20 protein-coding genes and 1 pseudogene are annotated in these 13,975 nt (G+C 49.0%); 2 read left to right on the top strand and 19 right to left on the bottom strand.

The genetic code is table 11. The features are described from left to right. Nucleotides 1-48: 48 nt before the first annotated feature. The 15 genes and pseudogenes from A3848_RS24675 to terS all read right to left on the bottom strand — a co-directional run. A pseudogene (locus A3848_RS24675) lies at nucleotides 49-992 on the bottom strand (transposase); the annotation flags it as partial. Then, entirely contained in the window at nucleotides 959-1,237 is a 279-nt protein-coding gene (locus A3848_RS24670; protein ID WP_244169758.1) for a hypothetical protein, read from the bottom strand. The pseudogene A3848_RS24675 and the gene A3848_RS24670, both read right to left, overlap by 34 nt. A 61-nt stretch (nucleotides 1,238-1,298) precedes the next feature. Next, nucleotides 1,299-1,538: a hypothetical protein gene (locus A3848_RS32475; RefSeq protein ID WP_143186199.1), complete on the bottom strand. Its 240-nt coding sequence runs from the start codon at nucleotides 1,536-1,538 to the stop codon at nucleotides 1,299-1,301. Between the two features lie 56 nt (nucleotides 1,539-1,594). Further along, complete coding sequence (locus A3848_RS24665; RefSeq protein ID WP_074087514.1) at nucleotides 1,595-1,957, bottom strand: hypothetical protein; 363 nt, start codon at nucleotides 1,955-1,957, stop codon at nucleotides 1,595-1,597. A 124-nt stretch (nucleotides 1,958-2,081) separates the two neighbouring features. Continuing rightward, nucleotides 2,082-2,573, bottom strand: coding sequence for a hypothetical protein (locus tag A3848_RS24660; protein ID WP_074087513.1), 492 nt, complete (start codon nucleotides 2,571-2,573; stop codon nucleotides 2,082-2,084). After that, nucleotides 2,570-3,088 carry an HK97 gp10 family phage protein gene (locus A3848_RS24655; protein WP_244169764.1) on the bottom strand — a complete coding sequence of 173 codons (519 nt, stop codon included), beginning with the start codon at nucleotides 3,086-3,088 and terminating at the stop codon, nucleotides 2,570-2,572. The genes A3848_RS24660 and A3848_RS24655 overlap by 4 nt, the downstream gene beginning before the upstream one ends. Beyond that, a complete protein-coding gene (locus A3848_RS24650; RefSeq protein WP_256702548.1) occupies nucleotides 3,081-3,395 on the bottom strand; it encodes a hypothetical protein in 315 nt (104 codons plus the stop codon). Before A3848_RS24650 ends, A3848_RS24655 begins: the two co-directional genes overlap by 8 nt. 8 nt (nucleotides 3,396-3,403) lie before the next feature. Then, nucleotides 3,404-3,790, bottom strand: coding sequence for a hypothetical protein (locus A3848_RS24645; RefSeq protein WP_074087510.1), 387 nt, complete (start codon nucleotides 3,788-3,790; stop codon nucleotides 3,404-3,406). Then, a complete protein-coding gene (locus A3848_RS24640; RefSeq protein WP_074087509.1) occupies nucleotides 3,768-4,073 on the bottom strand; it encodes a Rho termination factor N-terminal domain-containing protein in 306 nt (101 codons plus the stop codon). The genes A3848_RS24645 and A3848_RS24640 overlap by 23 nt, the downstream gene beginning before the upstream one ends. Next, nucleotides 4,073-5,020: a major capsid protein gene (locus tag A3848_RS24635; RefSeq protein ID WP_074087508.1), complete on the bottom strand. Its 948-nt coding sequence runs from the start codon at nucleotides 5,018-5,020 to the stop codon at nucleotides 4,073-4,075. Before A3848_RS24635 ends, A3848_RS24640 begins: the two co-directional genes overlap by 1 nt. 21 nt (nucleotides 5,021-5,041) lie before the next feature. After that, nucleotides 5,042-6,268 (bottom strand): XkdF-like putative serine protease domain-containing protein, encoded by a 1,227-nt coding sequence (locus A3848_RS24630; RefSeq protein ID WP_074087507.1) that lies wholly within the window; start codon nucleotides 6,266-6,268, stop codon nucleotides 5,042-5,044. Nucleotides 6,269-6,305: 37 nt separating this feature from the next. Next, complete coding sequence (locus A3848_RS24625; protein ID WP_244169756.1) at nucleotides 6,306-7,127, bottom strand: structural protein; 822 nt, start codon at nucleotides 7,125-7,127, stop codon at nucleotides 6,306-6,308. Continuing rightward, the gene (locus tag A3848_RS24620) at nucleotides 7,120-8,598 is read right to left on the bottom strand and encodes a phage portal protein (protein WP_074087506.1); all 1,479 of its coding nucleotides are present in this window, start codon (nucleotides 8,596-8,598) and stop codon (nucleotides 7,120-7,122) included. The genes A3848_RS24625 and A3848_RS24620 overlap by 8 nt, the downstream gene beginning before the upstream one ends. 3 nt (nucleotides 8,599-8,601) lie before the next feature. Continuing rightward, nucleotides 8,602-9,705, bottom strand: a complete 1,104-nt coding sequence (locus A3848_RS24615) for a PBSX family phage terminase large subunit (protein ID WP_305953448.1) — start codon at nucleotides 9,703-9,705, stop codon at nucleotides 8,602-8,604. 192 nt (nucleotides 9,706-9,897) lie between these two features. Continuing rightward, nucleotides 9,898-10,836: a phage terminase small subunit gene (gene terS, locus A3848_RS24610; RefSeq protein ID WP_256702547.1), complete on the bottom strand. Its 939-nt coding sequence runs from the start codon at nucleotides 10,834-10,836 to the stop codon at nucleotides 9,898-9,900. 54 nt (nucleotides 10,837-10,890) lie between these two features. On the opposite strand from terS, the gene A3848_RS24605 reads away from it, so the two are divergent. Further along, entirely contained in the window at nucleotides 10,891-11,187 is a 297-nt protein-coding gene (locus A3848_RS24605) for a hypothetical protein (RefSeq protein ID WP_074087505.1), read from the top strand. A 1-nt stretch (nucleotide 11,188) separates the two neighbouring features. Here A3848_RS24605 and A3848_RS24600 read toward each other — a convergent pair whose 3' ends face one another. From A3848_RS24600 to A3848_RS33345, 4 genes are all read right to left on the bottom strand, one after another. Beyond that, nucleotides 11,189-11,398 carry a hypothetical protein gene (locus tag A3848_RS24600; RefSeq protein ID WP_074087504.1) on the bottom strand — a complete coding sequence of 70 codons (210 nt, stop codon included), beginning with the start codon at nucleotides 11,396-11,398 and terminating at the stop codon, nucleotides 11,189-11,191. Between the two features lie 203 nt (nucleotides 11,399-11,601). After that, the gene (locus A3848_RS24595) at nucleotides 11,602-12,048 is read right to left on the bottom strand and encodes an acetyltransferase (protein ID WP_074087503.1); all 447 of its coding nucleotides are present in this window, start codon (nucleotides 12,046-12,048) and stop codon (nucleotides 11,602-11,604) included. A gap of 182 nt (nucleotides 12,049-12,230) precedes the next feature. Further along, on the bottom strand, nucleotides 12,231-13,208 hold the full coding sequence (locus A3848_RS24590) for a DNA-methyltransferase (protein WP_305953447.1): 978 nt from the start codon (nucleotides 13,206-13,208) through the stop codon (nucleotides 12,231-12,233). 109 nt (nucleotides 13,209-13,317) lie between these two features. Then, nucleotides 13,318-13,506, bottom strand: coding sequence for a ParB N-terminal domain-containing protein (locus A3848_RS33345; RefSeq protein ID WP_305953446.1), 189 nt, complete (start codon nucleotides 13,504-13,506; stop codon nucleotides 13,318-13,320). A gap of 132 nt (nucleotides 13,507-13,638) precedes the next feature. Between A3848_RS33345 and A3848_RS24585 the strand changes: the two genes are divergently transcribed. After that, nucleotides 13,639-13,975 (top strand): immunoglobulin domain-containing protein (locus tag A3848_RS24585; RefSeq protein WP_074087502.1); only part of this gene is annotated, 337 nt, incomplete at its 3' end.

Raw genomic sequence — 13,975 nt, 5'->3', positions numbered from 1 at the left:
ATGGAGCGTCGTCTTTTTTTCTCCCTGTTCGCCTTACATGGCCGTTGTTTACTCCATAAGTTTCAATATTCGTTTTAAATTAACGGTGAATATCGCCATGGACCCTGAATTTCCATGCCAATTAAACCCGAGGAGGACGCAACGTCGTACCCGTGTCTGTGTTTAAGTTCGCTGTTTTTTGCTTCAATCTTATACCGTTCTTTAGCCTTGGATTTAAAGGCCTCACTTTCCTGAAACGCAGCTTGTTTTAAATGCTCATGGCTCTTTATGCTCACCGAATACGTTTTGCTTTTTGCACCTTCCGTATAACACCCTTCTCTCATCGGGCACTTTTTGCACCGTTCAACATCAAAGTAATAGGTGTGCTTCTGGTTTTTCCCTTGACCTTTTTTGCCCTGACGTGCCCTGCGGATCGCCAGATGTCCGGCTTTGCATACGTACATTCCTGCATCTTTGTTAAACTCAAACTCATCTTCCTTCGCGCGGGCACCTTGCGTAATCATTGGATTTAACTTCGATATCAGCTCAATTTCATGTTTCATGCTGTAGGCGATGTTGTCTTTTTCAGAATAGGCGGTGTCTCCAATGACGGTGTCTACAATCATTCCAGCTTCTTTGCTTTTTTCAATCAAGGTTTGCAATTCTTTCCCGTCACTCTTTTCCCCTATGGTAATCGTTGCCGCCGTAATGATTCGTTCTTCGCTCATCGCGATATGAGTTTTGTATCCGAAAAAGGAGGAGTCCGCCGTTTTATGGCCCACTTTGGCATCCGCATCCGTAGAAGTTTGTAGATGCTCCAAATCATCAGCAATGCTTTCTTTCAATAGATTCAATGGCTCAGTCACCTTAGGTAGTCCCGTAAAACGCCCGTCCTGCTCAATTACTGCGACAAGCTGCTGGCAGTATCGCACCTCATCCTCAATGACATCGGTAGTCACTTTGACCGGAAAGGCGGTCTTCATGGATTCATCCAGTGTAATGCAGCCACTTCGCTGCCATTGGTCACGCGGTACCCGACCACAGTCGCCCCGTTCTCCGCTGCCAACTCCAACTCATCTACAAGCAGCCCGGATTCTTTAAAGCGCTCGGGCTGGCCTGCCATATCTACAGCTTTGTTCGGCAGCCCCCACTCCGCTTGATACGGCACAAGCACGCGGCCTGATACCGACAGGACACGCGACTTGGCGACCGCCTTCAGTTCAACATACGCGCCGGGTCTATTCCGTTGTATCGACATTCACTACTTCCTCCTTTGTTGTCAGGCCTAAATAGTCCTGCACTTTCTGATTGACTTCTTCCTATGAGAGCAGGGCCTCATCTGTACAATCAAAAAGAGCGCCGGCAATTTCAAAGCGTTCCCGCTTCAAAACCACTGCGCTCTCTATCCATTCCTTTTTACTTCGCTTGTTTAGGTCATCTGGAACAACAGCATCAGTAGGCTGGCGAATCTGTTTTTTTAGGCTCATATTAAACAATCCTCCCTTTTTCTGAACAAAAGAAAAACCGCCTATCCTTGGGCGGTTAATTCTGTACTTCACAAAAATATCTTTGATAGTACATCATTGTGTTTACGACGAAAGCTGAAAGTCAAACCTCAGTCATTTGGTTTAATAGTTTTGATTAATCCAATTGTGATCCCTTGTGCTATTGCCACTATTATTGGTATGAACAAATCCCATAAACCCCAATCCCATCCAAAACTAATCCAGCCTCCAGAACTAGGGGTATAATAGCCATAGAAAATAAAAGCTCCTCCAGGTACTACAGATAAAAGTACCCAGATTACTATTACTCGTTTTTTATATTTTGATGTAATGAATAGAAATACTACAACACATAGTAGAAAAAGCATTATTCCATCAAATAAACTAAATTCAATATTGAACATTGAACTGTTCAACATTTCACCAATAGATAAATAAAAAATCAAAATAAACAGAAGGCCCAAAAACCACAAAAAATATTACACCACCTTTAATAATATATAATTTGCTTATATTATTACATACCTCAGTGGAGGAGGTATGTTAACTATATTATGAATGACTGCAGTTTAATTATTAGTTGAGCAAGTCTGTTCGTCATAAGTGAAACTCAATATGATTTAATAAAAAAAAATCATTGATCTTACCAATTGGGCTGCCATCACCGTTCACAAGCAACTTCGGCACGTGTAAAAGGTATGAATACCTGAAGGTGATTTCAATCCGGTCATTCAACGACCGTGTACGCGGAGATTCTATCACCATCATGATGCCAAAGCGCTGTGAAGCCACGCAGGACCGCTGCTGACGAAGGTACAGGAAGAACGGTGATAAGTCAAACGGAACCGGCTCTCCCTGATCTTGATCGTCGTCCCGCTCCATATCGTAGTGGAAGACCAGGCCCACATCCTCTATGATCCGGTCAGCCCCTGGGGTGTGCGCCTTATCGGAAACTAGATCAGTTTCTATAAATACGCTCGGCTGCTCGAATTGTCTGGCCAGCCAACGGGAACGATCTTGAAGAATTGGAAGAACCGGATAGACCTGCTGCACGAGTTCTGCCCAGGCTTTTAATCCAACATCCATCATGATAGCATCCCCTCCAATTCCTTCTCCAGCCGCTTCATGATCAAAGCGTTCATACCACCCTCCAACTGCTGAATGGCAATATCAAAGTAATGCCGGCCGATGAAAGAACGGGGCTTGGCCATAAACCCAGTCTTTGCTCTAGGGTCGTAAACAAACGTTCCATTGGAGGCCCAGTAGCCCGGGACAAAGTGAGCCTTATGGATGGTGTAGCCGTCATTCAGCAGCCTTGGATACCCACGCTTGCCGGGATCACTGCTGCTCGTACCCAAATTAGAGCCGACCTCCAGCGTAATGCTATTCCGGTCCACATCCCACTCCCAGACGTTGCCGTCCTCCCCGCGAGTAAAGGAGTTCCACATGGTCCCGGTGTCGATCAGATCCTGCTCATCAATTTCGTCGATGATAAGGTTCAGCAGCGTCTCGCCAACAGCCTCCGTGATGTTCCGGAGAATTTGATTCACACCGTCGTCGCTAAACTTCTTAAATTTCTTGGCCAAACCATCAAAATCATGCATGTTCACTGCCCTTCACCTCGCAAGTCACCAGCAGTTCACGCCAGTAACGGCGCGGGTTAGAGTCAATCACCAGATACCGGCGTCCTAACAGCAAAACTTCGTCACTGATTCGAACATCCGCTGTCTTCGGAACCCCTATTGTCTTTTTGATAATGTATATGACAGGATTGGATTCTGCTTTGGCATCCGTCTGCGTCTTAACAACGAAACATTTCAGATCCGCGACCTTTCCCGCCTTCCGATCGCTGAACAGATTGTCCGCATCCTGCTGCCGGCCGACCCGGTACACCGAGAGTGGGGTATTCATGCGGTGATTCATAGCAAATAGGCCGTGATGTTCCCATCATCCGGCCCGGACTGCTGCTTCTTGACCCAGAGGAAGAGGATAGAGTCCACATCAGCATTACCCGTGGTCTTTCCCTCCACCGCCAGTCGGGTGTATGTCCAGGCACCATCACTTTCTGCTGAATAGCCCCGTGCAACGGAAGCCAAGTATTCCTCACTGTCCTGCAGGGCCAGCGATTCCGCCAGCTTCACCCAGGCAAGCAAAAGCTGCTTATCTACCATCGCTGGAAAAGGAACAGGTAAATACAATTCTATCCGGGTCTGTGCGTCATCGATGTACTGCTCAAGCTGGTCACCAGTCTCCTCCTGCACGGCGCTGACACGGCTGCGGATTTTAAGGAGTGTCGTTGTTAGCATTCGGAACACCGCCGCCTTCCAGCGTCTTCAGAGCAGCGATCAGCTCAGGCTTCTTCATGTCAGCAAAACCTTCGATGCTGGCTTTCTTCGCTTTGTCCTTCAACTGTACAACGGTAAGGTCCTCCAGCGGAATCACCTTTTCCTCATTAACTTCAAAATCAGGATGATCACGCAGCTTTTCCAGCACAGTCTTGTCTTGTACAAGCACCGGCTTAGCCGGCTCGAACCGGATACTATATAGCCGAAGGGAGGCATTTTTGCCCCTGTAGGTTACGTATGGCATTAAAATTCCACCCCTTCCACATAAGCCAAGGCCTGCGGTTCTTCGAAGATGGCGTCAAAGTCTGAGTGAATCGCATAGAACCGCTTATCCGTCCAGATTGCTTCCTTGCCCTCAGTCGTCTTACGAATCTGCATATCGTAAGTGTGGACCATGGCAAAGTTCGGCTGATAGGTAAAGAGAATGGCGCCTTCCGGCATACTCCAGACCTCTTCAACATCATAAGCATTGACTTGCTTCGTACCCCCCATAATCTGCAGTTGGATTGATGCACTTGTATCCTTCTCCGCCAGCATCTGAAGACGCTCGCTGAAGGTGTTCGGATGCATGAAATATTTGAACACGCCACCGGCTCTGTTCCGGGTCGGGATCGCTCGCTCTACCTCAAACAAAACCCCAGTTTTCTCTTTAGCCGAAAGTGTTTTCCAATCTAAGTAATGACCGGTGGTACGCGCCTTCTTCAACCACCCATCATTTATGCTCAGAAACTCATAATCCGGATCAGTGTTCGGGGTTGCCTTATCACCATTAAAACCAATATCCTGCATATTCTCACCATAGTTGTTGGCCATGTTCCGCATAATGATATCTTCAGCGTTTTGACCGCGTACCCGCTGCGTCTGGCGGATAAACTCTTCTGTGATGTCGAAAGGCAGTACTACCGGCTCTACTGAATAGGGAATCTGCGGGAAGGTAAGCCCTGGTGTATTGGTCGCCATGATATTCTCTTTTTTACCGCGCATGTTCCGGCCCCGCACACCGACTTTATCGATGGTCCCTTTGGAACTCTTCCGGTTCTCATGACGGATGCCTTTCAAGAAACCATTTGCCTCATACGCCATATCGGTGAAGGCTTCGACTTCCTCATAGTTCATAGCGTTTTGGTCCATCGTAGTTACAATAGTTGATTTCTGGATGCTAGATCTCGTGATAATACCGTTTGTTTTCATAGTATGCATTCCTCCTTCGAATTACAGGAAGCGTCCGAAACTAACGGCGCCTTCTGATTTGCTGATTTCTTCTTCATCACCTTGAGCGGAGGCTCCGCGGCTATTCTTCACCAGCTGCACATCAGCTGTTAGCGACTGCATCTGCTCACTCAACGGTGCCAGAGCTATGGCAATGGCATCTGTAATCGCAGTCTCTTCTACGGTCGCAGCCGGAGCAGCAGCACCGGCGGGTTGATCACCCTCGACACCTTCCTCTTTCTTCAACTCCGCAATCTCTGCCGTCAGGCCTTCTACCTGCTTAGCGATCGGGGCCATTGCGGCCGTAACGGCCTTGGCAATATCTTCAGTTTTCAATTCGTCTTCCCCCTCGGGCTCCTCTTCTACGGGAGCCGTTTTATTTTTCAATTCAGTTAGAGCAGCGATAGCATCGTCGACGTGTTTCAGGTTGCCGGCTGAAATCTTTTTACCGGCTTTGGCAATCTGCTCCGGCGGCGCGCCGATGGCCTTGATAATGTCGTCCTGAATCAGCACACCTTGAGCGATCTCTACAAAATCCTGTAGCGCCTCCCGAATGGTCTCCGCATCAGTTTCCAGTCCACTCTGCCAGCTGTCCCAATTAAAAAGAACCGAGTTGAGGGCATCCTGCGCCGCCCAAAATTCTCGGTTCTTCCGGTTCTTATGATATTTATCTGCGACCGCGCCTTTTTCAATCAGCCCCAGCGCTTTGGCTATTCGGCTCAAGATCCCCTTGGATACTTCCTCTTCCTCCTCGATCTCTTCCCGCTTACCTACACCCCACATTGAAAAGCCTGTTATCTCGCATTTCTTTATGGCCTCCCAAGTATCGTCGTCCGTCACTTTCACAGCTGCCACCCAGGAGCCCTTCGCGATCTGCTGCTCACCGAGCGTCATGTCACAAGGAGCAATGAAAGACTCTATGACAAATCCCTTGTCGGCTTCGAGATCGTGCTGCTTGTCGATGTTGTAGGTGTGTTGCTTCTCCATAAAGAGATGAGCTGCCTTCTCGATCTCGACTTCATCCATTTGATCGTCATGAGCATCGGCCACATCCGGCTGATACACTACTCCTTTGACAATTCGCTTGTCATCGTCAATTTTGGCAATCTGGACCTGTTTCTGAATGGCATTCTTTCCAGCAGCCTTGATAATAGCAAACGGCACGCCGTTTGCGCCCTTGTCTACCAGAGAGATATGCGTAATCTTAGCGTCTTTCAGTTTAAAGCTCATAATCTGTTCTCACCTCCTTTCATGAAATATCAATCCATCACCGACTGCATTGTGCAACGGCATTGTATAATTTCTTCCGGTCGTCCTGAAGGATCACCAGGGAACATAAGCTTGCTCTTACCGACTTCAAAAGGCTTGTCCAGCGGCTGCACCTGCCGTTCGCCTTACGGTGTGTCTTCCTGGTGCGATCACCCTTCGAAGAACGCCATTTCTTACCGATGACCACCTCGGATTGCTTCCAACCCTCCAACTTACCACCGTTGGCTGCGGCCGTGCTCATGGTTCGGGAAACGGTAATGGACCGCTCTATGTTAAAAGGGCCAGCGTCTCCCTTAGCAGCGGCAGCGCTGACCTCTCTCACCAGCAATGCCCGCTCGGAGGGTGTCTTTCCCTCCTTGATGGCTTTCTGAAAGGCTCGGGTCATGACATCCGCACTAGTCCCGTTCATATCTGGAACAAGCTTCTGCAGGTTCTTAGCGAATCGGGACGCTGCCTTGTTTTTCGTGGACCAGGTCTTATCGGTGTTTAAGACCGTCAGCTCCGATTCGCCGGCAAGATGATACAGCGGCGTGAAGGCATCATATACCGCCTGTTCAAACTGGACTGTGAATAAATCACCGGACTGTACGGACTGTATAACCTTGCCCAGCTCCCCGAGATCAAGCAGCAGCTCCTCGCTGAGTTCCAGAATCGCATCATGCAGCGCCTTCCCCTGAAGATCAAGAATCTCAACAATCCGATTCTCTCCTTGCTTGTAGAGTTCTTCCAGCACCGCGCGCTCTGCATTGGTTAGTTCCAGGCTGTCTAGAAACTCAGTGTCGTCCGCTTTGGCGATGAGCTCCCAGCATTCCTTACACATGGTCGACTACCTCATCATGACTCTGACGTAGCAGACGCTTGGCAATTGTAGCCACACGCTCCTGCAGATCGTTCACATCGGAGTCAGGTTCAGGTACGGTTATAGCCGGCTGGCTGTTCACAAGCTGCGCGATCGGTGTATCCAGGTATTCCGCACTGTACTTAGACTCATCAATGGTTGTATCAAGTACTTCTTCAGCAATAGGAATCAGATCCCGCACCAGCATTATGCCCCGGTCTGCGATAAAGTCCAGCAATGCCTTCCGGTCTTCTGGGTCAATGATGCGCGGCCCGCGCAGGGTCGCCCGCACCCGGAAGATGCCCATAGCCGGAAACAGGCGTTTATTGAAAATCTCATCCATAATCCACTTGCGGTAAGGCTCAAAGACCTGCTCCTCTGCAAACCGCAGCGCGGCCTGCGCCGTAGCGCGATTGTAATCGGAGCTCTGCCCCACCAGAATCGGCGGCAACCTGAACGCGGATAGGATGTCGGCTTTCTTGTCCTTTCCATATTCCAGGAACAATGCATCCTGCTGCAGTAGATCATTCAGTTTGTCCAGCTTGATGGCCACTTTCTCGACCTTCTCATCTAAAGGCCCGCCGGTCTCTTCCCCTATCGCTTCCAAGTAAAGTATGCCGCCCTGCGATTGTGCTCCCTTAACATTCCGCAACAGCTCCATGGATTGCTTGGTCAGCCGGCCATTGGTCACAGTCAGCAGCATGGAAAGCATACGGCCATTGGAGAAATAGGAAACATTTAGCTCCTCAGCCTCCCGGCTGCCGACCACGCCCGGCGCATTCCCAAACCACCGCGGCTCCCCGTAGGGGCCGTCATTACCAAGCTTCAGAGGAATGATCTGATTGCCTTGACCTTCTGTTCCGAAGGATCTGAACCATACTACCGACTGCCCGCGCTTCATGGCGTATTTCCGGGCGTAGATGTCCTGCGAGAACTCCTCGACCTTCTTCGACGACCGGATCAGCCGCGTCCGCTTGATTGTCACCTTGTCAGTTTCCCGGGTACAGCGTACATATTTGGGATTCATCCGGTAGAGTGTCGGGAACTCACTACCCGTGGGCCAGGCGACCTCCACATTCGCATTCCCGCTACTCTCAATGTCCTCAATCAAAGAGCTGATAATCTCATCCGGTGTATCCTCCAGGTTACAGGTCTCCAGAAACTTGTCGGCCCTGTTCCACTCCTCAAGCGCGGTCTGATCGCTCTCCCCCGGGATATATTCCAAAGCAATGCCGTAACCGGCAATGTTCCGCTTGTATGCCTCAATGCACTGCGGGATAATGTTGCTGTTTCGGACCAGAAGCTTGCAGGAAGCAGGGTCGTTGCCAGGAGGGAATGGCAGCAGCCCATGCTGATCATAGAGGTTCTCAAAGCTATCCGGCAGCTGCGCGCTGGAAGGAATGTGCCTATCCTCTGCTTTTGTTATCTGGAACCACTGTGCTTCGCCGCTCATTCGTTATACCCACCCCAAATCATTATCCATTCGTTCCTCTCGCTCTTTCTTCCGTTGTTTCACACGCTGCAGCAGATAATCCGTATGGATACCATACCGGCGCGCGTCACAGGTATGGTCGTTTTGCTTAATGGGCTTGTCCTCACCGCGTTCGGCGGCTTTTTCATCCCATACGTAAGACACCAACTCCTGAAGGGAATTGGTGTTATCGGCACAGATATACAATTCATTGCGCTGGAACCGGTTGGACACCGTCTGAATACCATCCAGTACCGTATTCACAGCAGCCCGGACATTCTTAATATCGCGTTTCTTCAGCTCAATAATAAAAGCCTTTGCTGATGGGTCGATGAAGATTGCATACTCATCGCCGTCAATAAAGGCTTCCAGGTCATCCGCATATTCACCATTCGTTTTCTCACCCTTGCGGCGGATGTTGTGATAATACTCTTCCAGCTCATAATAGATGTTCCCGCGGACTCCGTATTTCAGGAACGCTGTTGGATTATTGGCCCCGTAGTCAATACAGATGAACTTACGGTCAAACTTGGCCGGGAACCAGTCCCGTGCCTTCTTATGGACCGCGTCATCAAACTTGGAGAAGATAACCCCCTCGGCCATGACCCATAGGCCCAAGATGTACCGCTGAAAGAAAATCCCGCTGTACATGCGCCGGTACCGCTCACGCACCCGATCAGAGAGAGACAGGTTGTCCTCCATTGTGAAGTGAAGATGCAGCGCATGCTTCTTCTGCAGCTGATCCAACCACTCCATCTTAAACCAGTGATACGGGCCGGCCGGATTGCAGTTGAACCAGAGCTTGGCACCGTCCACAGAACAACGGGCTGTCGCTTGGTCTACGAAAGACATCGGCATCAAGGCAACTTCATCGAAAAACATGCCTGCCAGCGTGATTCCGGCGATCAAATCCTGGGAGCTTTCATCTCGGCCACCAAACAAGAAAAACCGGTTGCTGATAAGCCCCCGGGTAACGGTGAGTACATTTTCAGATCGATTGTCATGAACGTGATACCCACGGCTGGCCAGCATACGTTTTAGTGGCCCAACTACGTTACGGCGGAGTGCACCGATGGTCTTGCCGGACATATCGAACTGCTCACCACGTCCATCCCCCAGGCGATATATGAGAAGGACATACAGACTGTCTTGCCAGCCCGAACCGAACCAACACAGATAATGGCGTCTTTGTCATGGTGTGGGCTTTCGGGTGTCCACCAAGTCAGCACCTTAAGCTGCTTAGCTGAAAAAGGGGATCACTTGAACGCCGGTGGCTTGAGTTTAAGTTTCGCCATCGTCGCTCCACACTCCCGCCGCCATGCCCTTCAGCGCGTCGATAAAGCCATCATCCTCGAAGTCTTCCTTACCTCCACCGCCGCGAAGCATCTGCAGCTCATACTCCATGGTTTCAATACGGATGCGTTTCTCGTCGTCGGTCAGCCGGTTCTTCAGCTCGATAGCTCGGATCTTCTTGTCCTGAATGCGGGTCAAGGCTTCCTCCAGCTTCACAATGTCATCCAGTTTGCGGAAGCCCTTCTCCTCGATCTTGGATTCCATCATCTCATCACGGCTATGCGGGATCTTTTTCGTGATGCCGGTCTTCTCATCATGGATTGTTGCGACTTCCTTAATAGCCTTCAGCTCATAAAAGACGTTGCGCTCAGTTTCGGAGAGGCCATCCATCAAGGCTTTGATCCGCTGCATCATACGGCGCTCCCGGATCGTCAGAAGGTAAAGCGATTCATTCGCCTGAATGATCGGATCAGTGTCCACCTGATCGATGAGCTGCTGCTCGGTTTCGGTCAGGGTATCGAGCCAGATGGTTTCATGCTCACCGGTGGTGACCGCCTTCTTGTTGCCAGGCGGCCCACCGGCCCCGCCGCTGTTTCCCTTCGCGTTTTGATTGCCCGGGGGAGCACCGCCGCGATTACCGACTGCGTTTTTGTTCCCTTTGGGAGCGCCGCGATGTGGAACGTTCCCTTTCGTTTCAACTGGAACGTTCCCATTGGATTCAGGTGGAGCGTTCCCTTTGAGCTCCTCTTCCCAACGGTCAACCGACTTCCATTTACGGACCTTATTTTCGCCAACAAAAAGCGTAGCGGCGATGTCCTTAAGCTTCATGGTCCCACTGCTCTCCAGCCACATCTGCTTTGCTTTGTCCCGCTCGGGACTGCGTTCTCTGGCCATGTTACATTTCACCACCTCCATAATCAGTTTCATCAGAATAATTCCCTTAACTTCTCCACAAGATAATCTAGGAAGGAGGTGCTCGACTTGGCAGAAACAATTATAAAGCTGGATAAACAATTAAAAGCTCATTTTGACATGAATAATAGACACGCTAGGCCGTCTGATGCTGACATCAGAGAAGCGGGAAAGCCTTCTGCAGAGCTGAAAGCGAAAAATGAAGATATTGATTTAGTGCGTGAATTCGTTCCAAATGCTGTTTTCGACCATGTAGAAGTTATCGGATATGACATACAACATCTTGAACAACATCAGACACTCGGTACAAATGAACGGCATTGGGAGTGCAGTGGAGACTGCATTTACAATTTATATTACAAGTAGGCTAAAACCCTTCTCTCTGTAATTCAATGTCCAACTCAACAAGCTTCCGCAGATCCTCCACTGTCTTGATTTCAATCAAGCCATCCTGGAAGTCATTGACCCATTTGGCTATGCCGACCTTAACAATTTTACGGTACTGAGCCTTGCTTTCGAGAATACCGGCCATGACTTCGAGCTCGTGCTGCAACAAAATTTCACCTGGTGTTCCCATTGTGTTCCCCTCGACTTTCCAGCATAATGGAATGCGAGCCAGCGGATGACTGCAAAGTGCCGCGCGCGGCGGACCGCTGTCTCAGCCGGGGGATACCCTGGGTGATTGGGAGGACGTTAACGCGTCCTCCTTTTAATATGTCTTGGCATAAGAAAACCGCCGAATCTTTAGGCGGTTGATTCTAAATTATAGTGTCACGTAGATTAACTTTTTATTACTAGATGAAGTAAGGGGAAGGGTCGTCCTGAACCGTCCAATTCCGATCGTCCTATCTGTACAAAACCAAACCGTTTATAGAATGTGTACGCTCCATCGTTTTGCTCATTCACATCAACCTGGAGATTGCTGCCTTTTAATTTTTTGGCATGTTTTATCAATCGACTACCTATACCCCTTCCGTGATATTTGGGATCTACGAATAGCATCTCTATCTTTGTTCCGTCAAGCCCAATAAACCCTGTCGGTTCTTCATTTTCGTTCAATTCCAACCAAATCTCAACTTCATTTAGCGCTCCGTTTTGAAGCATCTGATGATAAAATTCAATATCCTCATCAGTCAAAAATGTGTGTGTATGACACACAGCCTTGTACCAAATATTTATTAAATTATCATGATAGTTTTCTTCATATGGGACAATTTTGTTTAGCATTACTCAGCCTCCGTATTTCTAATTTGTCAAAAGATTAATCCCCTTGATAAATCTTCTTTTTAATATCATACAGAGTCAAACATGGAAATGGGAAGCTTTTACAAAGATAAGTAATCGCCACCGTACTATCCTATCGTTAGCTTAATAAGAAATCAAATACAAAACTTAAGCCTACCTTTAAACTACGGGATCAGCACGGGCTCAATATCGGGAGCTTCCTGATATCGCTTCTTAATGACATCACAGAAGATCGGATCCAGTTCCATTGTCCGGCATGTCCGGCCAAGCTGGTCACAAGTCATAAGGGTGGAGCCGCTGCCACCGAATAGGTCGACCACAATATCCTCACGCTGGCTACTGTTCCGGATCGGTATGGCCAGCAGCTCAAGTGGCTTCTGTGTAGGATGAACATATTTGGTTACATCCCCCTTTGAAACCTCCCAAACCGTTTCAGGGAGTGGATCTTCTGCCGGTAAACCGGACCGCCAGACCGTGGTCTGAGTACGATCGCCGTACCATGCCGGGGCCTTGCCCATCATATGGCCATAAAAGACCGGCTCATGCTTCCAGCGGTATTGTGCCCAGCCGAAAGTGGCCACGTTCTTGACCCAAATGCACTGGCAGCGTACCGTAATCCCTGCGACGTTCATCGCGTCCTCAAATTCCCGCTGATAGGATGAAGGATGGAAGACATAGATTGCAGCGGTCGGTTCCATGGCCACGGCGTACTGTTCAAAGACGGCATGCAAAAAGCCCGCAAACTCCTCTGCGGGCATATCGTCGTTCATTATAGAGCTGCGACCATCGGCAGCCAAGCGGGCTGAGTCGCTCTGTACCGCCACATTATAAGGGGGGTCCGTTACAATTAGAGACGCCTTCACCCCGTCCATCAGTTTGGCAACATCCTCAGCATCCGTAGAATCACCACACATGAGAATGTGCCGGCCAAGCTGCCAAATGTCACCGCGCTGCGTTTCAGGCTCTTTGATTTGATCAAGGGCTCCATTGACGTCGAATTCGTCTTCCACAACCGGTAGATCAATCTCGGTATCCGGCATGCCGCCGAACTCTGTGATCAGCTCTTTGATCTCCTCCGGATCAAAACCGGACAGCGCCAGATCCGCCTCGCCTTCCTGCAGCTCACTCAGCAATTGCGCCAAGGCTTCATCATCCCAGCGGCCAGATACCTTATTCAGCGCCAGATTCAGCAGACGCTCCCGCTCCGGGTCTAGGTTAACTACCGATACGGCCAGCTCCGTGCAGTTCTGCTCATTGACCAGTACCTTGTACCGCTACCATGTTACCAGTCTGCTCATTCCAAACGATTGGGTCAACGTAGCCGAATTCGTCCAGGCTACGGCGAAGCTTCTCATACTCCGGATCTCCTGGCTTTAAATCAATTCTTGGGTTGTAGGTTGCTGCGTTAATTTGCTCGATTGATATGGTCTTAAGAATCATTATCCAGAACCCCCGTGTAAGGAATTTTGTAAAAGAAAATTATTCAATGTAACAAAGCATGATGTTCATCACTTACTTTTTTTGTAATTAGAGGTAAGGTTATCTAACAAAATTTAAGGAGGTTTCTTTTGAATGAAAAAACTCTTATTAGCATCATTTGCTGCTCTAATGTTGTCGTTTGGCCTCTTCTTTTCAAACTCCCCGCTTTTTACTCCTACAGCTGAGGCAAAAGCTCAACAGATAGTATATTCAATTCACCTTACCCCTGGTGGAACTTATCAGTTAGGTTCAGGAACAGGATATAAGTATGTTATACTCCAAGGCGACTTTAAGAACCTCACAGTTTCAAGCAAAGGACTAGTTACTGCCACTACAAGCCCCATCACTGACGATGACGGTTTTGTAGGTGATATTTACGTAATTGATAAGTATGGGAATTCATTAGAATTTGTTCATGTATATATTAATT

This window comes from Paenibacillus sp. P32E (assembly GCF_001909085.1).
In the GTDB taxonomy this organism is placed as follows: Bacteria; Bacillota; Bacilli; order Paenibacillales; family Paenibacillaceae; genus Paenibacillus_AQ; species Paenibacillus_AQ helianthi.
The sequence above is the reverse complement of the archived record's forward strand: the minus strand, read 5'-3'. Positions and strand labels throughout refer to the sequence as shown.